A 24557-nucleotide genomic window follows, 5' to 3' on the forward strand; every position below is an offset into this window, starting at 1 on the left:
ACCTTTGCTAAATTTGTTCCATCACAAACCGTCTTGTGGTTGCATCAATTTCCAGAATTTCCTCTAAGCTCGGACGTGCAATGACATTGTGATGGTTCATTGCTTTTTCAATGAGGTCTTCCACTGTTAAGAAACCAATTCTCTTTTGTAAAAACGCTTCAACAGCTACTTCATTCGCTGCATTCATTACAGCTGGCATACTTCCACCTGTTTTTCCAGCTTCATACGCAAAACGCAAACAACGGAAACGTTCTTGGTTCATTTTCTCAAAATGCAATGTTCCCATTTCCCATAAATTTAACTGCTTTGTGTCTGAAAGAGGTAATCGATCAGGATATGTAAGTGCGTATTGAATTGGTACTCGCATATCAGGTGAGCCAAGCTGTGCCATCACACTACGATCTTCAAATTCAACCATAGAATGAATAATACTTTCTTTATGTAAAACAACATCGATTTGCTCATAAGGGATACCAAAAAGCCAATGTGCTTCAATTACTTCTAGCCCCTTATTCATCATTGTAGCAGAATCAATTGTAATTTTCGAACCCATTGACCAGTTTGGATGTCGAAGCGCATCTTCTACGGTCACATGATGCAATTCATCTCTCGTTTTATCACGGAAACTTCCACCAGAAGCCGTAATAATTAGTCGAGAAATTCTTTTTTCATTTTCACCATTCAAGCATTGAAAAATAGCTGAATGTTCACTGTCTACTGGAAGTAACGAAACATTATGTTTTCGTGCTGCTTCCATTACAAGATGCCCTGCGGTTACTAACGTTTCTTTGTTTGCAATTCCGATTGTTTTTTTCGCCTCAATTGCACGAAGTGTTGGTAACAACCCTACGCTACCTACAACAGCATTTACTACAATCTCTGCATCTGGATGTAATGCTACTTCTAAAAGCCCTTCACTACCATATACAATTTTTGTATTACCAGAGACAGCTTGTAATTTTAAAACATCTTCCTCTCTTTGCACAGAGACAATTTGCGGAGAAAATTCTTGAATTACCTTTACTGCGTAGTCAATATTTTTCCCTACAGAAAAAGCAACGAGACGGAATTGGTCTGGGTGCGAGCGTAATACATCTAAAGTTTGTGTACCAATTGATCCGCTTGCACCTAATAAACTAATGTTTTTCATGACTCCAACCCCTCGTTCATTTATTAATTGTATTGTAATAAGAAGTAGAGAATTGGTAAAACAAATAACCAACTATCTGTTCGATCTAATATACCACCATGTCCAGGTAAAATTGTACCTGAATCTTTTACGCCATAATGACGTTTAAATGCAGATTGTACTAAATCACCAATTTGTCCAAAAATAGAAATGATAATTGTCAACACAATTAAAATCCCTACATTAGCCTCAACTGGGAAGAACATATTGTAAACAAGTGCCACAACAATCCCACAAACGATGCCGCCTAATGAACCTTCAATCGTTTTATTCGGACTAATTTCTGGCCATAATTTTCTTTTTCCTAATGCTTTCCCTACGAAATATGCGCCTGAATCGGTAGCCCATATAACAAATAATGCGCAAAACACATATTTAATTCCTAAAATTCTCGTTTCATTCAAATATAAGAATCCCATTGCAACATATGTTGTTGCCATTAGTAAAAAGGAAGCATGGTCAAAAGTAAATGTATTCTTAGAAAGGACTGTATATGATAAAAGTAATAAAACAATCACAAATGTGATTTCTAATTTACCTAATCCAATCCAAGTAAACAGTTCTGATGCACTGCTTGGAATTAAAATAACCCATAATAATACTGCAGCTAAAACTGTTGGTATTGAAATAAGCGTAAGCTTATTCATACGAATTAATTCATATAAACCTATAGAAGCAAGTGCATACACTAAAACCGTAAAAGGCACGCCACCGTAAATTACGATGGGAATGAATAGCGCGGCAGCAACCACTCCAGTAATAATTCTCTGTTTCACTACCAAACCCTCTCTTTCTACACGCCTCCGAATCTGCGCCCTCTATGTTGAAAGTCTGTAATCGCATTTAGCAAATGTTCCTCGGTAAAATCTGGCCAATACACATCTGTAAACCAAAACTCCGAATATGCAATTTGCCATAACATGAAATTACTAATACGTAGCTCTCCGCTCGTACGAATTAACAACTCTGGATCAGGTAAAGAACTCGTCATTAAGTAGGAAGAAAGCATTTCTTCACTTACATCTTCAACACGAATTTTTCCTTCCTCACTATCTTTCACCATATGTTGCACAGCAGAAACGATCTCATCTCGACTTCCATAGTTTAACGCGAAATTAAGAATTAATCCCGTATTCTCTTTCGTATCTTCCATGGCCTTTTCCATCGCTCTGCGTGTATGCGTAGGAAGACGATCTTGTTGTCCTATCACTCGGACTTGTACGTTCTCTTCAATCAATTCTGGTAAAAATGTACCTAGAAATTCTTCTGGAAGCCTCATTAAATAGTCAACTTCCTTTTTCGGTCTTTTCCAGTTCTCAGTTGAAAAAGCATAAAGAGTTAACACTTTCACATTAAGTTTGCTTGCAAATTTTGTGATTTTCTTTACAACTTGCATGCCTTCATGATGTCCCGCAATACGAGGCATCGCTCTCCTCTTTGCCCATCTTCCATTACCATCCATAATGATGGCAATATGTTCTGGGATGTATCCTTTTTTCACTTTTTCAACGAGATGATCAAACGATGCGACCTTTTTACTTTTAAAAAAAGGAAAGTTTTTAAACATCATTCATACCCTCCAGCAAGCAGACGTATGCCTAAAAGTGTAAAAAGACCCCCTTAAGAAGAGGGTCATATTTGCGAAGGTATCGCTATTACACTTCCATGATTTCTTTTTCTTTGTTTTTTGCGATTTCGTCAACTTTTGCAATATATTTATCTGTTTCTTTTTGGATATCTTCAGTATATCCTCTTAAATCATCTTCTGTAATATCGCCAGCTTTTTCAAGCTTCTTAAGATCATCGTTACTGTCACGACGTACGTTACGAACAGCAACTTTTGCTTCTTCAGCATATTTTTTCACAACTTTTACAAGATCGCGACGACGCTCTTCTGTTAATGCAGGGAATGCAATACGAATTACAGTTCCATCATTAGAAGGATTTAAGCCTAAATCTGCTTTTAAGATTGCTTTTTCAATATCACCGATAGAAGTTTTATCATAAGGTTGAATTACAAGTAAACGTGCTTCTGGAACTGTAATGTTCGCTAATTGCACAACAGGTGTTGGTGCACCATAGTAATCAACTTGTACCTTATCTAATACAGACGAGCTTGCACGACCTGCGCGAACTGTTGCCAATTCACGAGAGTAAGCAGCAACTGCTTTTTCCATTTTTTCATTTGAAGACTTCAATACTTGTTGTCCCATATTTATTTCCCCCTTACAACTGTTCCGATATTTTCGCCTAAAACGGCACGTTTAATGTTACCTTTTTCCATAACCGAGAATACAATTAATGGAATATCATTGTCCATACATAAAGAAGAAGCTGTTGAATCCATTACACCTAAACCTTCTTTTAATACATCTAAGTAAGTAAGTGTTTCGTATTTCGTAGCTGTTGGGTCAAGAGATGGATCTGCATTATATACGCCATCTACATTGTTTTTCGCCATTAAGATAACGTCTGCTTCGATTTCCGCTGCACGTAGTGCTGCCGTTGTATCTGTAGAGAAATATGGGTTACCTGTACCTGCTGCAAAGATCACAACACGTTTTTTCTCTAGATGACGAATTGCTTTACGACGAATGTAAGGCTCTGCTACTTGACGCATTTCGATTGAAGTTTGAACACGAGTTTGAATTCCAATGTTCTCTAGGCTATCTTGAAGAGCTAATGAGTTCATAACTGTTGCTAACATACCCATGTAATCTGCTCCAGCACGATCCATTCCCATTTCACTTCCGATTTTTCCACGCCAAATGTTTCCGCCACCAACAACAACAGCAACCTCTACATCAAGTTCTGCAATTTCTTTCACTTGTTCCGCAACTGATTTAATAACAGACGGGTTAATTCCAAATCCTTGTTCGCCAGCTAACGCTTCTCCGCTTAGCTTTAATACGACACGATTATATTTCGGTTTACTCATAATGAACCTCCAATTGCTTACATCTTTATTTTAAAAAAGGGAACACAATGTGTTCCCTAATCTTTATTAGTTGCTACCTTTTACTTGGTTCATTACTTCTTCAGCAAAGTTGTCTTCGCGTTTTTCGATACCTTCACCAACAGCGTAGCGAACGAATCCTTTTAATGTTCCGCCTTTAGACTCAACGAACTGGCGAACTTTCATATCAGGGTTTTTAACGAATGCTTGGTCAAGTAAGCAAATTTCTTCGAAGAATTTGCCTAGACGGCCTTCAACCATTTTTGCAACGATTTTTTCAGGCTTGCCTTCGTTTAAAGCTTGTTGTGTCAATACTTGACGCTCATGCTCAACTTCTTCAGCTGTTACAGCATCGCGGTCGATGTATTTAGGGTTAACTGCTGCGATGTGCATTGCTACATCTTTAGCAGCAGCTTCGTCAGTAGAACCTTCAAGAACTGTTAATACACCAATACGTCCACCCATGTGTAGGTAAGCGCCGAATGCATCAGCATCAGTTTTTGATACGATTTCGAAACGACGAAGTGTAAGTTTTTCACCAATTTTAGCGATTGCTTCGTTGATGTGCTCTTCTACTGTTTTGCCGCCTTCGATTGTTTGAGCCATAGCTTCTTCAATGTTAGCTGGTTTGTTAGTTAATAAGTGTGCAGCTAATTCTTTAATTAATGCTTGGAAACCTTCGTTTTTCGCAACGAAATCAGTTTCAGAGTTTAATTCTAAGATTAAACCTTCGTTACCGTTTGTTTCGATGAAAGTTAAGCCTTCAGCAGCGATGCGGTCTGCTTTTTTAGCAGCTTTTGCAATACCTTTTTCACGTAAGAAGTCAATTGCTTTCTCCATGTCGCCATTAGTCTCAGTTAAAGCTTTTTTGCAGTCCATCATACCTGCGCCTGTTTTTTCACGAAGTTCTTTTACCATTTGTGCAGTGATTGCCATATTTTTCATCCTCCTAAAATATGTATTTATACCTTTTATAAAGGTGTTTATACCTTAAAAAAGGTGATAAAAGGCCGAACCCCTTATCACCTTTCCAAATTTGTTACGCAGTAACAGTTTCTTCACCTTGTTTTGCTTCAAGGATCGCGTCTGCCATTTTAGATGTAAGAAGTTTTACAGCACGAATTGCATCATCGTTTGCTGGGATAACGTGATCGATTTCGTCTGGATCACAGTTTGTATCAACGATACCGATGATTGGAATGTGTAATTTGCGTGCTTCAGCAACTGCAATACGCTCTTTACGAGGGTCTACTATGAATAATGCACTTGGAAGACCTTTCATATCTTTAATACCGCCTAAGAATTTCTCAAGACGCTCTAACTCTTTTTTAAGTTGAACAACTTCTTTCTTAGGAAGTACTTCGAAAGTACCATCTTCTTGCATTCTTTCGATGTCTTTAAGACGCTTGATACGCTTTTGGATTGTTTGGAAGTTTGTTAAAGTTCCACCTAACCAACGTTGGTTAACGAAGTACATACCAGCACGAGTTGCTTCTTCTTTAATAGCTTCTTGTGCTTGTTTTTTAGTACCTACGAATAAAATGTCTCCACCTTCAGCAGCGATGTCGCGCATCGTTCTGTAAGCTTCCTCAACTTTTTTCACAGTTTTTTGTAAGTCGATGATGTAGATACCGTTACGCTCTGTGAAAATGTAACGCTTCATTTTTGGGTTCCAACGACGAGTTTGATGTCCGAAATGAACACCAGCTTCAAGCAATTGCTTCATAGAAATTACTGACATAATATAGTTCCTCCTAAATGGTTTTTGATATCCTCCGTTTACTTCATCTCTAAGCGAAACTACAAACGTAGCACCAACACTTAAATCAGCAAACGTGTGTACTTTGTACTGACACCACTGCTTACTATATCATACTGAAATATTACAATCAAGTCGAAAATGCGAACAATGTAAAACTTTCTTTGTTCACACTCGAATTCTAGTATTACCAACCTGCATTTCTTTTAAGCAAAAAAGTGAAATTCAACTCATAGCTTTTCCAAAGAACACGATTATGACGCTTTTTACAGACACCATTAATCTTTTACACACAAAAAACTCTCCTCAAAAAACGAGGAGAGTTTTATAAATTAGTTTGTTTTTAATTTAGCAAGTTCCTGTAGAAACTTGTCGTTTAGCACTTTAATGTATGTTCCTTTCATACCTAAAGAGCGAGACTCAATAACACCAGCACTTTCTAATTTACGTAGTGCATTTACGATTACAGAGCGAGTAATTCCTACGCGATCAGCAATTTTACTTGCAACAAGTAAACCTTCTGTTCCATTTAATTCTTCGAAGATATGCTCGATTGCTTCTAACTCACTGTAAGATAATGAGCTAATCGCCATTTGAACAACAGCTTTACTACGTGCTTCCTCTTCGATTTCTTCTGCTTTTTCACGTAAGATTTCCATACCTACTACAGTTGAACTGTATTCAGCAAGGATTAAATCATCGTCTAAGAACTCTTGACCAAGACGAGCTAACACTAATGTGCCTAGACGCTCACCACCACCAACGATTGGTACGATTGTAGTTAAACCTTGACCGAATAATTCTCTATTTTCTACTGGGAATGCTGTGTAAGCACTGTTTACATCTAAGTTTGAAGATGTTTCTGTAATGTTGAATAAGCTTTGCGTGTACTCTTCCGGGAATTGACGCTCTGCAAGCATTTGTTTCATACGCTCATTCTCAATTTGTTGGTGAATTGCATAACCTAGTAATTTACCACGACGACTTACTACGAATACGTTCGCTTCAATTACTTCACACATTGTGTCAGACATTTCTCTAAAGTTTACAGGCTTTCCTGCTGCGCTCTGTAATAACGCATTTAATTTTCTTGTTTTTGCTAATAATTCCATTTCAAAAGTTCCTCCTACATGTTACTTACATATTTTTTCATCACTTGGAAACTAGGGCGAGTCACCTGATGACACTATTACAAAATAAACTGGCTCACATCTTTATTTTTAGCAATCGTTGCTAATTTCTCCTCAACGTATTGAGGTGTTATCGTTATTTTCTCTAACGTAATTTCAGATGCTTCAAACGATAAATCTTCAAGGAGTTTCTCCATAATCGTATGAAGTCTTCTTGCTCCAATATTATCTGTATCCTGATTAACTTGATAAGCAATCTCAGCAATCTTACGAATAGCTTCGTCTGAAAATTCAATTTCTATACCTTCAGTCGCTAATAAAGCCATATATTGTTTAATTAACGCATTGTCAGGCTCGATTAATATTTTAACAAAATCATCTGTCGATAATTTTGTTAATTCTACTCGAATCGGAAATCTCCCTTGCAGTTCCGGAATTAAATCCGACGGTTTAGACATATGAAACGCTCCAGCTGCAACGAATAAAATATAATCCGTTTTTACTGATCCGTATTTTGTCGCAACATTCGATCCTTCTACAATTGGTAAAATGTCACGTTGCACACCTTCACGTGATACATCTACGCTATTCGACTGCTTACCAGCAATTTTGTCAATTTCATCGATAAAAATAATCCCGAGCTGTTCAGCACGATAAACAGCCTCTTGTGTAACTTCATCCATATCAATTAAGCGCTGTGCTTCCTCATTTGTCAAGAGTTTTCTTGCTTCTTTCACAGAAAGTTTACGTTTTTTTGTTTTTTTCGGCATAAAACTTCCTAATGCATCCTGGAAATTCATTCCCATTTGTTCCATACCAGTTCCTTGTAACATATCGAACATGGAAGACTGTTGCTCAGTCACTTCAATCGATACAATTTCATCTTCAAGAAGTCCTGCAGCAAGCTTTCTTTCCACATCTTGACGTTTCTTTTCGATTTCACCATCTTCCTGTGCATCAGATGTTTGATTCGAATTTTGAGCACCGCCAAATAGCATTTCTAATGGGTTTTTAAATCCAGATTGTTTCTCCGGACTCGGCACTAAAATTTCAACAAGACGTTGGTTCGCTTGTTCTTCTGCTTTGTCTTGTACTTTAATTACCATTTCTTCTTTCACGATACGAACTGACGTTTCCACAAGGTCACGTACCATCGATTCTACATCTCTACCTACATATCCAACTTCTGTAAATTTGGTAGCTTCAACCTTAATAAAAGGTGCTCCAACGAGTTTCGCCATTCGTCGTGCTACCTCTGTTTTACCAACACCTGTCGGTCCAATCATTAAAATATTTTTAGGCGCAATTTCATCACGTAGATTTTCAGCTAATTTACTTCGACGATATCGATTTCTTAAAGCTACAGCAACCGCTTTCTTCGCATCTTTTTGACCGATAATGTATTGATCTAATTTTTCCACAATTTGACGCGGAGTAAAATGTAAATGCATATAAAATGCCTCCCTTACGATTCTACAATTCTTCCACAATTATATTGTGGTTTGTATAAACACAAATATCGCCAGCAATGTCTAAACTCGCTTTCGCAATTTGCTTCGCTGTTAAATGTTCACTTGCATATTGCTTTAAAGCACGACCTGCAGAAAGCGCATAATTCCCACCAGATCCAATCGCTAAAATCCCATCATCTGGTTCAATCACTTCTCCTGTACCTGAAACAAGAAGCATAGTTGTTTTATCCATGACAATGAGCATCGCTTCTAGCTGACGTAACATTTTGTCGCCACGCCATTGTTTTGCCATCTCAACTGCAGCACGCTGCAAGTTCCCATTGTACTCTTCTAATTTCCCTTCAAACATTTCAAAAAGAGTAAATGCGTCAGCAACGGAACCTGCAAAGCCAGCTAAAACTTTCCCTTGGAAAAGTTTACGGACTTTACGAGCTGTATGTTTCATTACAACTGCATTTCCCATTGTCACCTGACCATCTCCAGCCATTGCACATTCTCCATTATGATGAACTGCAAATATCGTTGTAGCGTGGAAATTTCCCATAGAAAAAACTCCTTTATATGTTTTTATAGCTTTAAAAGCAATTTATGCCCGCGGGTGATGCTTCATGTAGACCGAACGCAATCTTTCTTTAGAGACATGCGTATAAATTTGTGTCGTCGACAAATTCTCATGACCGAGTAGCTCCTGTACAGTACGTAAATCTGCCCCTTCATCTAACATATGTGTAGCAAATGTATGCCTTAACATATGGGGACTTATCCGCATTGTCAGTGAAGCCTTCTTAATGAGTTCGTTTAATACATAGCGTACCCCTCGACTTGTTAGCGGCGTGCCTTTCGCATTTAAAAATACCATATGAGAGTGTTCTTCAGTTTTGTGAGCCAACTGTTTTCTCCCGTTCTCTATATAAGTAATTAAAGCATCTTGCGCATAGCTTCCGAACGGAATATACCTTTGTTTTTTTCCTTTTCCCATTACTAAAATTGTTCCCACCGCGAAGTCAATATCGGTAAGTTGTAAATTGACACATTCACTCACACGGATTCCAGTCGCATACATCAACTCTAATAAAGCTTGATTCCTTTGACCTAGCGGTGTTTCCGTATCAGCAACTTCAAATAATTCCTCTAATTCTTCAGCATATAAAAACTTTGGGATTGACAATTCTTTTTTGGGGAGTGACGCAAGTGCAAACGGATTATCTTTCCGATAACCTTCACGCATCAAAAAACGATATAAACTTCGTAAGCTTGATACTTTTCTTGCGACAGATTTACGGGCTAACTTTTCATCGTGCAACGTCGTTAAGTACAAACGAACATCCGCGTATGTAACATCTAAAAAAGAGGATATGCCTTCTCGCTCCATAAATTGCACAAAATGTTCTAAATCATTTTGATAACTTGCAATTGTATATTTTGAATAATTTCTTTCAATTTGTAAATATCCAACGAATAATTGTAACAATTTCTTCACATTCACACAATTCACCTCAATAAAGGCTACTAAATCGTATCACAACTTAGTAGCCTTTGCAAGAAATTTAACTAAATATTTACAAAATTTTGAATTGTTTCTAAAGCGCGTGTTGCATATGCTTCATTTCGTTCTGCTTTCCTCTTAATTTTCTTCTCTAACGGTGCAAACAAACCGAAGTTTGCATTCATTGGCTGGAAGTTTTTCGCGTTTGTCGCAGTAATATAATTCGCCATACTTCCCATTGCAGTTACAGGCGGTAATACAACCGGCTCTTCACCTTTCACAAGTCGAGCAGCGTTAATACCCGCTAGTAATCCTGATGCCGCCGATTCAACATATCCCTCTACTCCAGTCATTTGGCCAGCGAAGAATAAATCATCACGTTGTTTATATTGATATGTTGGACGAAGCAAGTTAGGTGAATTAATAAACGTATTACGATGCATTACACCATAACGTACAATCTCTGCATTTTCCAGTCCTGGAATCAACTGTAACACTTCTTTTTGTGGTCCCCACTTTAAATGCGTTTGGAAACCTACGATATTGTATAACGTTCCTGCTGCATCATCTTGACGTAACTGAACAACAGCATATGGCGTTTTTCCTGTTTTCGGATCTTCTAATCCAACAGGTTTCATCGGTCCAAATACTAGCGTCTGTCTTCCTCTACTTGCCATAACTTCTACCGGCATACAACCTTCAAAGAAAATTTCTTTTTCAAATTCTTTTAAAGGTACTGTTTCAGCAGCAATTAATGCCTCGTAAAAACGGTCAAATTCCTCTTCCGTCATTGGGCAGTTTAAATATGCAGCTTCCCCTTTATCGTAACGAGACTTTAAATATACTTTATTCATATCAATGCTATCTTTCTCAACAATCGGTGCTGCAGCATCATAGAAATAAAAATAATCTTCACCTGTTAATTCTTTTAATTGTGCAGCAAGATCAGGAGACGTAAGTGGACCTGTCGCGATAACAGTAGGCCCTTCTGGAATTTCAGTAATTTCTTCATTCATCACAGTTACGTTCGGATGTTTTTTCACATACTCTGTTACCTTTGCCGCAAATTCATGACGATCTACAGCTAAAGCTCCTCCTGCTGGTACAGAGCACTCATCAGCTGCACGAATAATAACAGAGTCCATTAAACGCATTTCTTCTTTAATAACACCAACAGCGTTTGTTAATGTGTTTGCGCGAAGCGAGTTACTGCATACTAACTCTGCAAATTTATCTGTGTGATGAGCTGGCGTTTGCCTTACTGGTCTCATTTCATATAATTTCACTTGGACACCACGTTTTGCAATTTGGTAAGCTGCTTCACTTCCTGCAAGACCTGCGCCAATGACGTTTACTACTTGTGTTGTCATATTTATCACCTTTCCTTTTCTTCCCGAAAAAAATGTGAGCAGTTACGCTCACATTTGTTGTTCTTCTTCATAATCACACGAAATACATTGTACTTGCACGCCTTTTTTCAACTTCTTCTCTACAAGCATACCTTCGCACTTCGGACATTTACGACCAATTGGTTTATCCCAAGATACAAAGTCACACTCTGGATACGTACCGCATCCATAGAAAAGACGTTTCTTTTTATTACTACGGCGTTCAATAATTTGACCTTTATCACACTTCGGACAAGTAACACCGATTTCTTTCACAATCGGTTTTGTATTACGACAATCTGGGAAATTCGAACAAGCCATAAATTTCCCGTATTTACCCATTTTAAAGACCATTGGGTGATTACACAATTCACAGTCTTCCCCAGCTGGTTCATCTTTAATTTCCACTTCACGCATTTCTTTTTCTGCTTTTTCTAAACGCGGTTCAAAGCCTACGTAGAAATCATCAACAATTTTTACCCAATTCGCATTTCCTTCTTCTACTTCATCAAGACTTTGCTCCATGTTAGCAGTAAATTCAATGTTAATAATTTCTGGGAAAAACTCTAAAATAAGTTCAATTACTATTTCACCAAGTTCAGTTGGAACGAAGCGTTTATTATCCAAACCTACGTATCCACGTTTTTGAATCGTTTCAAGTGTCGGTACGTAAGTCGACGGTCTTCCAATTCCAAGCTCTTCAAGTGTTCTTACTAGACGAGCCTCTGTATAGCGCGGCGGAGGTTGTGTAAAGTGTTGCTTCGGTTCTAAATCCTTCGAAAATACCGTTTCCCCTACTTCTAAAGGTGGCAACATTTTATCCTTTTCTTCAGCCCCGTCATCTTTCGACTCTACATACACTTTCATAAATCCTGGAAACTTTACAACCGATCCACTTGCACGGAACTGAACATTGTTATTAATGAGTCTAGCTGTCACAGTATCCATTATAGCAAACGCCATTTGACTTGCAACAAATCGCTCCCAAATCAGTTTATACAACCGAAGTTGATCACGACTTAAGAAACTCTTTAGTTCCTCTGGCCTTCTCATTACCGAAGTAGGACGAATTGCCTCATGCGCATCTTGCGCGTTCGACTTTTTCGTTTCTTTCTTCTTTTCTGTCCCTATGTATTCCGCACCAAACGCCTCAGTAATGTAAGTACGCGCCTCTGTTTGAGCTGTTTCTGAGATACGTGTTGAGTCAGTTCTCATATACGTAATAAGACCTACAGTCCCTTGCTTTCCAAGATCTATCCCTTCATACAATTGCTGCGCGAGCATCATTGTTTTCTTTGCTCGCATGTTTAACTTACGAGCTGCCTCTTGTTGCAAGGAAGATGTTGTAAACGGTAATGCAGGATTACGTTTTCGCTCTTTTCGCGTTACATTTTCAACTGAAAACGCATTATCTTTCATCTGTTCAATTATTTCATTCACTTGCGTTTCATTCGTTAATTGAACTTTTTCACCATCTACACCGTAAAAACTTGCTTCAAATGTGTCTTTCCCTTTCACAAATTCTGTCTTAATTGTCCAGAATTCTTCAGGCTCAAAGATTTGAATTTCTTTTTCACGTTCGATAATTAAACGAACTGCTACAGATTGTACGCGTCCTGCACTTAATCCTTTTTTTACTTTCTTCCATAATAAAGGACTAATATTGTAACCAACAAGACGATCTAGTATACGCCTTGCTTGCTGTGCATCTACTAAATCCATATTAATCGCACGAGGATGTTTAAATGATTCTTTTATTGCATCTTTTGTAATCTCATTAAACACAACTCGGCAATCTGATTCAACGTCCACATTTAACGTATTGGCTAAATGCCAAGCAATCGCTTCCCCTTCGCGGTCTGGATCGGCCGCGAGATAGACTTTCTTTGCTTTTTTGGCCGCTGATTTTAAATCTTTTAAGACGGGACCTTTACCACGAATGGTAATATACTTCGGGGTGAAGTTGTTCTTTACTTCTATCCCCATTTGGCTTTTAGGTAAATCGCGAACGTGTCCCATAGACGCGACAACTTTGTATTTTTTCCCTAAATATTTCTCAATGGTCTTCGCCTTAGAAGGCGACTCCACGATTACGAGGTAATCTGACATGCTAGTGCCTCCTTAAGAGGTGGATTCAAGTCTTCATCAATCTTATTGATTTCTCTTGTTTTTGTCAATCAAGAATGAATATACCATACAGTGCCTATCTACCATTTGTCAATAATTGTTTAATAAAAACATAAAAATATAAAGTTAATTTAAAACTTCTTCCAAGATATCTTCTGCATTTCTTACTAGTTTTGCTCCTTGTTGAATCAGATGATTCGTTCCTGATGCACTATCTATAAATATAGGTCCCGGAAGTGCAAATACCTCTCTATTTTGCTCTAAAGCAAGGTCCGCAGTAATAAGTGTTCCACTTCTTGATTTCGCTTCTACAACTAAAACACCCTTACTTATACCACTAATAATCCGGTTCCTTTTTGGAAAATACCATTTTTTCGGTGCATAGTGCGGCGGATACTCTGTTAATAACAATATATATTCATTCCACGTTTCATATAAATGTCTATTCTCTTTTGGATACATATACGATAATCCATGTCCTAGTATTGCAATAGTCGGGCAATGCCGTCTTACTGTAATTTCATGAGACATTGTATCTATCCCTCTTGCAAACCCACTGACAATAAGCCATTCCCTTTCTAATAATGGGTGTAAAATAAATTTTAAACTCTCATGTCCATATAAAGTCGGTTCTCTCGTTCCAATAACCGCCAATTTATTCGATTTATTGAGAAAATACTTCTCTCCTTTTCCATATAATACAAATGGGGGATCTTGTATTTCACGTAATAATTGTGGATAATCTTCATCCCATATAGTCATATAAAAAATTCGATTTTTCTCTAAATAAGATATATATTGCGAGAGATTTGAACTTTGAAGAAAATTTACTAATTCTGAAGATTTTTCCGAGGATATTCCAGTGTAGTATTCCATTTGTTTCGTATTAAAAGTGTATATTCCCTTCAATTCAGGATCGACATATAGTAGTCTTTCCATCGCCTTCCAATGATCTGCTAAAAAATAATGAAGATGTAATAATCGTTCTCTTTTCATCTTAATTCTCCTTACCCATAATTTTTATTATGTAAACAAGAATTGCGTAAAAAGACACCTTCAAGCAAGAAGGTGTCTTTCAACAGATTAGTAGTTTTTACAAGTCTCAAATAGCCCTTTTTCTTTTAAGACAGAGATTAGCGTTTCGCCCATAACCGCTGGAGTTTCCGCTACTTTAATACCACAAGCTTCCATCGTTTTAATCTTTTCTGCAGCAGTTCCTTTACCACCAGAAATGATTGCACCAGCATGGCCCATACGTTTGCCAGCAGGCGCTGTTTGGCCACCAATGAAGCCGACAACAGGTTTTGTCATATTAGCTTTCACCCATTCAGCCGCCTCTTCTTCCGCTGTACCACCAATTTCACCAATCATAATTACAGCATGTGTTTCTTCATCTTCATTAAATGCTTTTAACGCATCTATAAAGTCCGTACCGTTAACTGGGTCCCCGCCGATACCTACAGCAGTAGATTGGCCAATACCTTCTTGTGTTAACTGATGTACAGCCTCATACGTTAATGTACCAGAGCGAGATACGATACCTACATGGCCTTTTTTATGAATGTACCCTGGCATAATACCAATTTTACATTCATCAGGCGTAATAACACCAGGACAGTTTGGTCCAAGTAAACGTGTATGTTTACCTGCCATATATCTCTTTACATTTACCATATCTAATACAGGAATACCTTCAGTAATACATACTACTAAATCGATTTCTGCATCAACTGCTTCCATAATTGCATCAGCCGCAAAAGCGGGTGGAACGTATACAACTGAAGCGTTTGCGCCTGTTGCTTTCACTGCATCTTCTACAGTATCAAATACTGGTACACCTTCAATATCAGTGCCACCTTTACCTGGCGTTACACCACCGACAATTTTCGTACCGTATTCAATCATTTGTTTTGTGTGGAATAAACCTTGAGAACCTGTAATACCTTGAACAATAACTTTTGTATCTTTATTAACTAATACGCTCATTTTTCTCCCCCGCTTTCTATTAGCCCACTAGTGAAACAATTTTTTGTGCACCGTCTGCCATAGATTCTGCTGCAACAATATTTAAGCCAGACTCATTTAAAATTTTCTTACCTAACTCTACGTTTGTACCTTCAAGACGTACAACTAAAGGCAATTCAAGACCTACTTGTTTCGTCGCTTCAATAACACCTTCTGCGATAACATCACACTTCATAATGCCACCAAAAATGTTAACGAAGATACCTTTTACATTTTTGTCAGAAAGGATAATTTTGAATGCTTCTGTAACTTTTTCAGCTGTTGCACCGCCACCAACATCTAAGAAGTTAGCTGGATCGCCATGGTAATGTTTAATGATATCCATTGTAGCCATCGCTAAACCTGCACCATTAACCATACAACCGATATTTCCATCTAAAGGAATGTAGTTTAAGTCATATTTAGAAGCTTCAATTTCTTTTGAATCTTCTTCATCAAGATCACGAAGTTCTAAAATGTCTTTATTGCGATATAAAGCATTAGAATCAAAGTTTAATTTCGCATCTAATGCCATAACTTTACCGTCACCTGTTGTAACAAGTGGATTGATCTCCGCGATAGAGCAATCTTTTTCGATAAACGCACGGTATAAGCCCATCATAAACTTCACAGCTTGTCCTACAAGCTCTTTTGGAATATTGATGTTAAACGCGATTCGGCGCGCTTGGAAGCCTTGTAAGCCTACTGCTGGATCAATATATTCTTTAAAGATCTTTTCAGGTGTTTGCTCTGCTACTTCTTCAATTTCTGTTCCACCTTCTTCAGATGCCATTAAAACAACTTGAGAAGTTGCACGATCTAAAACTAGACCAACATAATATTCTTTTTTAATATCGCAACCTTCTTCGATAAGTAAGCGTTTTACTTCCTTACCTTCAGGACCTGTTTGATGTGTCACAAGTGTAGTTCCTAAAATGCTCTCTGCATATGTACGAACTTCATCTAAATTTTTTGCAACTTTTACTCCGCCAGCTTTGCCGCGTCCACCAGCGTGAATTTGTGCTTTTACTACACATACATCCGTTCCTAATTCTTTCGCTGCTTCTACAGCTTCTTCTACTGTAAATGCAACCTTCCCGTTCGGAACGCTAACCCCATAGCTTTTAAGGACTGCCTTACCTTGGTACTCATGGATATTCATGGTCCCATCCTCCCCTGTTTTCCTGTTTTACTCGAAAAGTTTTTAAATGTTTAAAAAACATTACATTGCCATTGTATAAGATGATTGGCACGCTGTCTACAATAAAGTGTCAGAAAACTGAAATCGCTTTATTCTTTTTTAAAAATAATAATGTTCATATACCAAAATAAAAAAATAAGCTGCATATTCGCAGCTTATTTGTGAATCGTATCTTTAATTGGTGCAAACGATTTGCGATGTTCTTCTAATACTCCATGCGCTTCAATCGCTTCTAAATGTTGTTTTGTGCCATATCCCATATGTTGTTCAAATCCATATGCAGGATACTTTTCTCCAAGCTCTTTCATCATACGATCTCTCGTTACTTTCGCAATAATGGATGCAGCTGAAATAGAAATACTTTTCGCATCACCTTTAATAATGGATGTTTGCGGAATTGGTGTAGGAAGTTTCATCGCATCAATTAATAAATGTTCTGGTGCACAAGATAAATTCGCAACAGCATCTAACATCGCTTGTTTCGTCGCTTGATAAATATTTATCTCATCAATAACTTGTGGTGATACAATTCCAACTCCAATTGCAATTGCTTGTGCTTTAATTTCATCATAAAAACGCTCTCGCTTCGCCTCACTCAGCTTTTTCGAGTCATTTAACCCTGGAATATAAAAATCTTCCGGAAGGACAACAGCTGCCGTCACGACAGGCCCAGCTAGCGGCCCACGCCCTACTTCATCTATACCTGCAATAAATGTGAGCCCTTTTTCACGTAATGCAATCTCATACTTGGACATTTCGAAAAACTTTTCTTTTTCTTTCTGCGCTAACTCTTTTTGTTTATGCCACTTCAAAATGAGCTTTTGTACCCCTTTTCGCTCATCTTTCATTAATATTTGAAAGCGGTCGTCCTCTTCACTCATAATTTTTTGCAGTAAATGTTCCGCTTCTTGAATAGTCACTTTTTGCATTCACGCACACTCCTTTTATATACAAAAAAGAAAAGACGTACAAACGCACGTCTTATACTTCTTCTACTTTTTCAACACCTTCTACTTGCTCCGCAAACTCTTCTGGTGTTTCAAACGTCATTTTCCCAAGTTTCCCACCACGAAGCTCACGAAGTATAAGCTCAGATGTTTTATCATAATCAATCATTCCGCCGCCCATTAAACAGCCTCTATTTTTTCCAATTGCATCGAATAACTCCACAATATCTTCTGGAATTTCATTTAAATTATATCGATCTTTCAAACGTTCTGGATAATGTTTTTCCATAAAACGTAAAGCGTAAACAGCAACATCTTGTAAATTTAAAATTGAATCTTTAATTGCGCCTGTTGTCGCTAAACGAAGACCCACTAATTGATCTTCAAATTTAGGCCATAAAATACCCGGTGTATCTAACAGTTCCATTTCCTTCCCAACTTTAATCCATTGTTGAGCTGTTGTTACACCAGGACGATCTCCTGTTTTAGCAATATTTTTCTTCGCCAACTTATTAATTAACGTAGATTTACCAACATTCGGTATACCTACAATTAATGCACGAATTGCTCTCGGTCTAATACCTTTTGCAACCATTTTATCAAATTTTTCTTTCACCAACACTTTACAAGCCGCTGCAATTTCCTTCATACCTTGTCCAGCTTGTGCGTTAATTGAAATTGCCATTTGGCCTTTTTCTTTAAAATATGCAATCCACTGCTTTGTTAAACGATCATCTGCCATATCCGCTTTATTTAAAACAACAAGCCTCGGCTTATGTGTAATAATCTCATCGATCATTGGATTTCGAGAAGATAAAGGTAATCGAGCATCTACAAGCTCAATTACAACATCAATTAACTTTAATTTTTCTGTTACTTGGCGTCTAGCCTTTGCCATATGTCCCGGGAACCATTGAATTACCATGTTGCCACCTTCTTTTTCTTTTATTTCACAATACGAGCATCTTTTAACGGCCAATATAGTATATTTGCTTTTCCAATCACTTGGTCCATTGCAATTGTACCAATCGAACGGCTATCTTTACTAAAACGACGATTATCGCCTAAAACAAATAATTGACCTTCTGGAACAGTTTTCTTCCCTGTCATTTCTTCAAGAGTAAAATCATATGTAAGCGGTCCGTCAGCAATTTGTTTTTTTTGCTTGTCTAAATACGGCTCCTCATAAGCCTTTCCGTTAACATATAGTTTATCATTACGATACTCTATTTCATCGCCTGGCAGGCCGATAATGCGCTTAATATAATCTTTATCTTCCGTTGCTCGGAATACGATAATATCAAATCGTTTCGGATCTCCTATGTGATAACCAATTTTATTGACAATCATTCGATCGCGATCATGTAAAGTAGACGCCATCGATACTCCATCTACGAGAATTGGAGCAAAGAAAAACTGTCTAATAACACCCGCTAATACAACAGCAATCAAAATTGCTTTGATCCATTCCCAAAGTGAACTCTTTTCTTTTTTCATGCATTTCCCCTCCACGATTATGTAAGCTGCTCGTATTATATCAAAATTTTATATAGATTGGAAAAAGGGAGCTTGTGTATTTACAAGCTCCCATACATGTCTTATCGAATTTCTTTAATACGTGCTTTTTTACCGCGAAGGTTACGTAAGTAGTATAACTTAGCACGACGTACTTTACCACGACGAAGTACTTCAAGTTTCGCGATTCTTGGCGTGTGAACTGGGAATGTACGCTCAACACCTACACCGTAAGAAATCTTACGAACTGTGAATGTTTCACTGATTCCGCCACCACGACGTTTAATTACAACACCTTCGAAAAGCTGAATTCTTTCACGAGTTCCCTCAACTACTTTTACGTGTACACGTAAAGTGTCTCCAGGACGGAATGAAGGAAGGTCAGTTTTTAATTGGCCTTGAGTAATTTCTGCGATTAATTGTTGCATATTAAATTCTCTCCTTTAAACAGATGCTCTTATAAAGTCTTAATAAATTACAGCGGAACATCGTTAATACGGCCACTGATTTCAGTAGCACAAGTGTTATAATAGCATATTGCTAGGACTGTTGCAATAGAAAATATATCAAGCCCTTACTTGTCTTCTTTAATTTGTTCTAGCCATTTCGCTTCTTGCTTAGATAATTCTCGTTCTTCCAGTAAATCCGGTCTACGCGTGTACGTACGACGTAGTGATTCTTTGTGTCGCCATTCATCAATATTTTTATGATTTCCTGACATTAGTACATCCGGTACCTTCATACCACGAAAATCAGCTGGACGTGTATAATGAGGATGTTCTAATAAACCTGTACTAAACGAATCCTCGACTTGTGAAGCATGATTTCCTAGCACTCCCGGGAGGAGACGCACGACACTATCCGTAATAACCATAGAGGCTAACTCTCCGCCGGTTAATACGTAGTCACCGATAGAAATTTCATCCGTTACGAGATGCTCACGAATTCGTTCATCGTACCCTTCATAATGACCACACACAAAAATAACATGCTCTTCTTCAGCAAGTTCTTCTGCCTTCTTCTGCGTAAAACGCTCTCCTTGTGGACACATTAGGACAACTCTCGGTTTACGGTCTGTTTCCTTCGTTAACTCTTCCACTGCATCAAAGATAGGCTGGGGGGTTAATACCATCCCAGCGCCACCACCATACGGATAATCATCTACGCTATTATGCTTACTCGTTGTATAATCGCGGAAATTGACAACACGAAGCTCTACCGCTTCTTTTTCTTGCGCTTTCTTTAAAATTGAAGATCCAAACACACCCGTAAACATATCTGGAAACAATGTTAAAATGTCAATTTTCATTATAATAGCCCTTCCATTACATGAATGGTTACTAATTTATTCTCAATGTTAACTTGAAGTACAACATCATCAATATAAGGAATTAATAGATCTTGACCTTTTGGACGTTTAATTACCCAAACATCATTTGCACCAGGAGATAAAATTTCTTTTATTGTTCCTAACGCTTCTCCTTCTTCCGTTACAACACTGCAACCAATAATTTCATGGTAGTAGTATTCGCCTTCAGCTAGTTCACCTAACTGCTCTTCTGGTACTTTTATTAAAGAACCTTTAAACTTCTCTGCTTCATCTACATTGTTGTATCCTTCAAATGTTAATAGATCAAATGTCTTATGTTGACGATGAGAAGTTACTTTCACTGGAAGGTAGTCTGTACTTTTCTCATTACTTATGTATAACGTGTTTCCTACTTTATATCGCTCTTCTGGAAAATCAGTACGAGAAATAACACGTATTTCTCCTCTTACGCCATGAGTATTTACAATTTTCCCTACGTTAAACCATTTTGTCATAAATAGTATGTCACCCCTGGTTTCTATATAAATTAAGCATCTCCATTTCACATATGGAACATGCAACTTCTCTTTAAATGTTAAAAAAGGGAGAGGAAATAACTCCTCGCCCTTTTTACGTTTATTGAATTTCCAGTGTTACTTTTTCATCATTATGATGTCCCACTGAATACAAGAGCATTCGAATTGCTTTCGCAACTTTCCCTTGCTTTCCAATGACTTTTCCAACATCCTCAGGATGTACAGTTAATCGATACTTTATCTCTCCGTTGTAAAGTTCCTGTGTAACTTTTACATCTTCAGGATGATCGACAAGAGGCTTGACAATCGTCTCGACTAACTTCTTCATAGTCATTGCCTCAATTACTTACCTTGTTTAGATAAGTGGAATTTCTCCATGATACCTTGGTTAGAGAATAAGTTACGAACTGTATCAGATGGTTTAGCACCATTTCCTAACCATTTTAATGCTGCTTCTTCGTTGATCTTAACTTCAGCTGGTTGAGCAACCGGATTGTAAGTACCGATTTCCTCAATGAAACGTCCGTCACGAGGAGAACGAGAATCTGCAACAACTACACGATAGAAAGGAGTTTTTTTAGCTCCCATACGTTTTAAACGAATTTTAACTGCCATTTATAAAGCACCTCCGAATTTATTTCACACAGATAATTATATTAGCAAAAAGACTATTGCTTTGTAAAGTATTTTTTCTTAACAGAGCCATCTTTTTTCCTTACATGAATGGAAACTTCAATCCACCTAGTCCTTTTTTCTTACCTTTTTGCATTCCCGTCATCGTTTTCATCATCTTTTTCATATCATCAAATTGCTTGATTAAACGATTGATTTCTTGTACCGTTGTACCGCTACCTTTGGCAATGCGCTTTTTGCGACTAGCATTGATTATTTCCGGTTGTTCTCGCTCTAATTTAGTCATAGAACGAATAATTGCCTCAATATGCCCAATTTGTTTTTCATCAACTTGCGCATTTTTCAGCCCTTTAATTTTATTTGCACCAGGAAGCATTCCTAACAATTCATCAAGCGGTCCAAGTTGACGCACTTGTCCAAGTTGTTCTAGGAAATCGTCAAGCGTAAACGAAAGCGTACGCATTTTTTGCTCAAGTTCTTTTGCTTTCTCTTCATCAACTGTAGCTTGCGCTTTTTCAATTAATGTTAAGACGTCTCCCATCCCTAAAATACGGGATGCCATACGCTCTGGATGGAACGCTTCAATCGCATCTAGTTTTTCACCCATACCAGCAAATTTAATCGGTGTATTTGTTACCGCCTTAATAGATAATGCCGCACCACCGCGCGTATCACCATCTAATTTCGTTAATACAACACCTGTTAAACCTAACTGTTCATGGAAACTTTGTGCAACATTTACCGCGTCTTGTCCCGTCATCGCATCGACAACAAGGAAAATTTCATCCGGTTTCGCAACTTCTTTCACTTTCGCTAATTCATCCATTAGTTCTTCATCAATATGCAGGCGACCTGCTGTATCAATTAAAACATAATCGTGATGATCTTCTTTTGCTTTTGCAATCGCTTGTTTCGCAATTTCAACAGGACTTACTTGATCTCCTAAAGAGAATACAGGCATGTCCAATTGCTTCCCTAATGTTTCAAGCTGTTTAATCGCTGCTGGACGGTAAATATCCGCTGCAACAAGCATTGGTTTACGATTATGCTTTTTACGAAGCAAATTCGCAAGCTTACCTGTCGTCGTTGTTTTACCCGCACCTTGCAGACCAACCATCATTATAACAGTCGGTGGCCTATTAGCAACAGCAATTTTGCTTTGCTCTCCGCCCATCAGTTCTGTAAGTTCTTCCTGTACGACTTTAATTACTTGTTGTCCAGGTGTCAAACTTGTCATTACATCTTGTCCGACAGCACGTTCAGACACACGCTTTACAAAATCTTTTACTACTTTAAAGTTAACGTCCGCTTCTAAAAGAGCTAGACGAACTTCTCTCATCATTTCTTTCACATCGGCTTCAGAAACTTTTCCTTTGCCGCGGATTTTTTGCATTGTCTGTTGAAGTCGGTCGGCTAATCCTTCAAATGCCATATTGCCGCCCTCCTAATCTAATTTTTCGATAGCTTCAACAACTTGTTTCATTTCTTCATTCACATGCTCTTCTTCGCTGATTAGCTGTTTTAGCTTTGCAACAAGTCGCTGTCGCTCTTGAAACTTTTGAAGTAATACTAATTTATCTTCATATTCTTCAAGCATCGCTTCAGTCCGTTTAATGTTATCATACACGGCTTGGCGACTTACATCAAATTCTTCCGCAATTTCACCAAGAGATAAATCATCTAGATAATAAAGCGACATATAACTTCTTTGTTTTTGCGTTAACAACGATTGATAAAAATCAAATAAATAGTTCATTCTCGTTGTTTTCTCGAGCATGTTGGATCATCCTTTGTTAAGTGATTTCCCTTTACATGAATTAGTTTACATGGAGTACAAAAGAGTGTCAAGTTTTTTTCTTAACATCACATATTTTTATAGAAAAAGAAGCGGAAAATACCGCTTCTTTCACTTACACTTCTTCTGTTTCTACTAAGTTCGCAAATAAACCATACACATATTGTTCTGGATCAAACTGCTGCAAGTCATCCATTTGCTCTCCTAATCCAACGAATTTCACCGGTACATCCATTTCGTTACGAATCGCTAATACAATACCACCTTTAGCAGTTCCATCTAACTTCGTTAAAACAATACCAGTAACATTCGTTGCTTCACGGAATGTCTTCGCTTGACTTAAACCGTTTTGTCCTGTTGTTGCATCAATAACAAGTAATACTTCGTGAGGAGCCCCCGGTACTTCACGCTCAATTACACGCTTCACTTTCTCTAACTCTTTCATTAAGTTTACTTTATTTTGTAAGCGTCCTGCTGTGTCACATAGTAATACGTCTACTTTACGTGCTTTCGCGGCTTGTACAGCGTCATACATAACCGCCGCTGGATCAGATCCTGACCCTTGTTTAATCACTTCTACACCAACGCGATCGCCCCATACTTCTAATTGTTCAATCGCTCCTGCGCGGAATGTATCTCCTGCCGCCAATAGGACAGACTTACCTTCTGATTTGAATTTATGTGCTAGTTTACCAATCGTCGTCGTTTTCCCTACGCCGTTAACACCGACAAATAAAACAACTGTTAATTGATCCTCTTGCATATTAATTTCGTTACTAAACTCACTGTCGCCTTTGTAAATTCCTACTAACTTTTCTGAAATAACAGCTTGTACTTCTTTTGGATCTTGGATGTTACGACGTTGCACTTCTTCTTTCAATTGATCAATTAATTCCATTACCGTCGAAACTCCGACATCTGCACCAATTAAAATTTCTTCTAATTCCTCAAAGAAATCTTCATCTACTTTACGATAACGATAAACTAAATCATTTACTTTATCTGCAAACGAATTTCTCGTTTTTTCTAATCCATGTTTAAATTTCTCTGTTACCGTATCTGTTTGTTTTGAAATTTTTTCTTTTAATTTTTTAAAAAAACTCATACTGT

Annotated in this window: 27 protein-coding genes; all 27 read right to left on the reverse strand. The window is 37.8% G+C overall.

Annotated elements, in window-relative coordinates; translation table 11 throughout:
- Window positions 1–7: 7 nt before the first annotated feature.
- The 27 genes from dxr to ftsY all read right to left on the reverse strand — a co-directional run bounded on the left by dxr (window position 8) and on the right by ftsY (window position 24552).
- A complete protein-coding gene (gene dxr, locus CER22_RS00290) occupies window positions 8–1150 on the reverse strand; it encodes a 1-deoxy-D-xylulose-5-phosphate reductoisomerase (RefSeq protein ID WP_000790363.1) in 1143 nt (380 codons plus the stop codon).
- Between the two features lie 23 nt (window positions 1151–1173).
- The gene (gene cdsA / locus CER22_RS00295; RefSeq protein ID WP_048545995.1) at window positions 1174–1965 is read right to left on the reverse strand and encodes a phosphatidate cytidylyltransferase; all 792 of its coding nucleotides are present in this window, start codon (window positions 1963–1965) and stop codon (window positions 1174–1176) included.
- A gap of 17 nt (window positions 1966–1982) precedes the next feature.
- Window positions 1983–2759: an isoprenyl transferase gene (gene uppS / locus CER22_RS00300; RefSeq protein ID WP_000971311.1), complete on the reverse strand. Its 777-nt coding sequence runs from the start codon at window positions 2757–2759 to the stop codon at window positions 1983–1985.
- Between the two features lie 85 nt (window positions 2760–2844).
- Window positions 2845–3402, reverse strand: coding sequence for a ribosome recycling factor (frr, locus tag CER22_RS00305; protein WP_000531506.1), 558 nt, complete (start codon window positions 3400–3402; stop codon window positions 2845–2847).
- A gap of 2 nt (window positions 3403–3404) precedes the next feature.
- A complete protein-coding gene (pyrH, locus tag CER22_RS00310) occupies window positions 3405–4127 on the reverse strand; it encodes a UMP kinase (RefSeq protein ID WP_000042666.1) in 723 nt (240 codons plus the stop codon).
- Window positions 4128–4193: 66 nt separating this feature from the next.
- Window positions 4194–5081, reverse strand: a complete 888-nt coding sequence (tsf, locus tag CER22_RS00315) for a translation elongation factor Ts (RefSeq protein WP_048545999.1) — start codon at window positions 5079–5081, stop codon at window positions 4194–4196.
- Window positions 5082–5184: 103 nt separating this feature from the next.
- Window positions 5185–5886 carry a 30S ribosomal protein S2 gene (gene rpsB / locus CER22_RS00320; protein WP_048546000.1) on the reverse strand — a complete coding sequence of 234 codons (702 nt, stop codon included), beginning with the start codon at window positions 5884–5886 and terminating at the stop codon, window positions 5185–5187.
- A gap of 350 nt (window positions 5887–6236) precedes the next feature.
- Entirely contained in the window at window positions 6237–7016 is a 780-nt protein-coding gene (gene codY, locus CER22_RS00325) for a GTP-sensing pleiotropic transcriptional regulator CodY (protein WP_000421290.1), read from the reverse strand.
- A 77-nt stretch (window positions 7017–7093) separates the two neighbouring features.
- Window positions 7094–8485 carry an ATP-dependent protease ATPase subunit HslU gene (gene hslU / locus CER22_RS00330; RefSeq protein ID WP_060488429.1) on the reverse strand — a complete coding sequence of 464 codons (1392 nt, stop codon included), beginning with the start codon at window positions 8483–8485 and terminating at the stop codon, window positions 7094–7096.
- 22 nt (window positions 8486–8507) lie between these two features.
- Window positions 8508–9050, reverse strand: a complete 543-nt coding sequence (gene hslV / locus CER22_RS00335; protein WP_000526271.1) for an ATP-dependent protease proteolytic subunit HslV — start codon at window positions 9048–9050, stop codon at window positions 8508–8510.
- Between the two features lie 42 nt (window positions 9051–9092).
- Window positions 9093–9992 (reverse strand): tyrosine recombinase XerC, encoded by a 900-nt coding sequence (xerC, locus tag CER22_RS00340; protein WP_001101235.1) that lies wholly within the window; start codon window positions 9990–9992, stop codon window positions 9093–9095.
- A 65-nt stretch (window positions 9993–10057) separates the two neighbouring features.
- Window positions 10058–11362 (reverse strand): FADH(2)-oxidizing methylenetetrahydrofolate--tRNA-(uracil(54)-C(5))-methyltransferase TrmFO, encoded by a 1305-nt coding sequence (gene trmFO, locus CER22_RS00345; protein WP_060488428.1) that lies wholly within the window; start codon window positions 11360–11362, stop codon window positions 10058–10060.
- Between the two features lie 48 nt (window positions 11363–11410).
- Complete coding sequence (topA, locus tag CER22_RS00350) at window positions 11411–13489, reverse strand: type I DNA topoisomerase (protein WP_088608061.1); 2079 nt, start codon at window positions 13487–13489, stop codon at window positions 11411–11413.
- A 144-nt stretch (window positions 13490–13633) separates the two neighbouring features.
- The gene (gene dprA / locus CER22_RS00355; RefSeq protein ID WP_088608062.1) at window positions 13634–14503 is read right to left on the reverse strand and encodes a DNA-processing protein DprA; all 870 of its coding nucleotides are present in this window, start codon (window positions 14501–14503) and stop codon (window positions 13634–13636) included.
- 87 nt (window positions 14504–14590) lie between these two features.
- Window positions 14591–15493 carry a succinate--CoA ligase subunit alpha gene (gene sucD / locus CER22_RS00360; protein WP_000115178.1) on the reverse strand — a complete coding sequence of 301 codons (903 nt, stop codon included), beginning with the start codon at window positions 15491–15493 and terminating at the stop codon, window positions 14591–14593.
- A 19-nt stretch (window positions 15494–15512) separates the two neighbouring features.
- The gene (gene sucC / locus CER22_RS00365; RefSeq protein ID WP_001020778.1) at window positions 15513–16673 is read right to left on the reverse strand and encodes an ADP-forming succinate--CoA ligase subunit beta; all 1161 of its coding nucleotides are present in this window, start codon (window positions 16671–16673) and stop codon (window positions 15513–15515) included.
- A gap of 194 nt (window positions 16674–16867) precedes the next feature.
- Window positions 16868–17641: a ribonuclease HII gene (locus tag CER22_RS00370; RefSeq protein ID WP_088064287.1), complete on the reverse strand. Its 774-nt coding sequence runs from the start codon at window positions 17639–17641 to the stop codon at window positions 16868–16870.
- Between the two features lie 52 nt (window positions 17642–17693).
- Entirely contained in the window at window positions 17694–18584 is an 891-nt protein-coding gene (ylqF, locus tag CER22_RS00375; RefSeq protein ID WP_048546006.1) for a ribosome biogenesis GTPase YlqF, read from the reverse strand.
- Window positions 18585–18604: 20 nt separating this feature from the next.
- Entirely contained in the window at window positions 18605–19156 is a 552-nt protein-coding gene (gene lepB / locus CER22_RS00380; RefSeq protein ID WP_087981660.1) for a signal peptidase I, read from the reverse strand.
- Between the two features lie 101 nt (window positions 19157–19257).
- Window positions 19258–19602 (reverse strand): 50S ribosomal protein L19, encoded by a 345-nt coding sequence (gene rplS / locus CER22_RS00385; RefSeq protein ID WP_001186518.1) that lies wholly within the window; start codon window positions 19600–19602, stop codon window positions 19258–19260.
- Between the two features lie 146 nt (window positions 19603–19748).
- Window positions 19749–20483, reverse strand: coding sequence for a tRNA (guanosine(37)-N1)-methyltransferase TrmD (gene trmD / locus CER22_RS00390; RefSeq protein WP_000686894.1), 735 nt, complete (start codon window positions 20481–20483; stop codon window positions 19749–19751).
- Window positions 20483–20998, reverse strand: a complete 516-nt coding sequence (rimM, locus tag CER22_RS00395; RefSeq protein ID WP_000170282.1) for a ribosome maturation factor RimM — start codon at window positions 20996–20998, stop codon at window positions 20483–20485. The genes trmD and rimM overlap by 1 nt, the downstream gene beginning before the upstream one ends.
- Before the next feature lie 121 nt (window positions 20999–21119).
- Window positions 21120–21347, reverse strand: coding sequence for a KH domain-containing protein (locus CER22_RS00400; RefSeq protein ID WP_000737397.1), 228 nt, complete (start codon window positions 21345–21347; stop codon window positions 21120–21122).
- 14 nt (window positions 21348–21361) lie between these two features.
- Entirely contained in the window at window positions 21362–21634 is a 273-nt protein-coding gene (rpsP, locus tag CER22_RS00405; RefSeq protein ID WP_000268750.1) for a 30S ribosomal protein S16, read from the reverse strand.
- Between the two features lie 100 nt (window positions 21635–21734).
- Window positions 21735–23084, reverse strand: coding sequence for a signal recognition particle protein (ffh, locus tag CER22_RS00410; RefSeq protein ID WP_000863466.1), 1350 nt, complete (start codon window positions 23082–23084; stop codon window positions 21735–21737).
- 12 nt (window positions 23085–23096) lie between these two features.
- Window positions 23097–23429, reverse strand: a complete 333-nt coding sequence (locus CER22_RS00415; protein ID WP_000891061.1) for a putative DNA-binding protein — start codon at window positions 23427–23429, stop codon at window positions 23097–23099.
- Between the two features lie 133 nt (window positions 23430–23562).
- The gene (gene ftsY, locus CER22_RS00420; protein ID WP_000007644.1) at window positions 23563–24552 is read right to left on the reverse strand and encodes a signal recognition particle-docking protein FtsY; all 990 of its coding nucleotides are present in this window, start codon (window positions 24550–24552) and stop codon (window positions 23563–23565) included.
- Between the last annotated feature and the right edge of the window lie 5 nt (window positions 24553–24557).

This window comes from Bacillus sp. K2I17, from assembly GCF_002209985.1.
Taxonomy (GTDB): Bacteria; Bacillota; Bacilli; order Bacillales; family Bacillaceae_G; genus Bacillus_A; species Bacillus_A wiedmannii.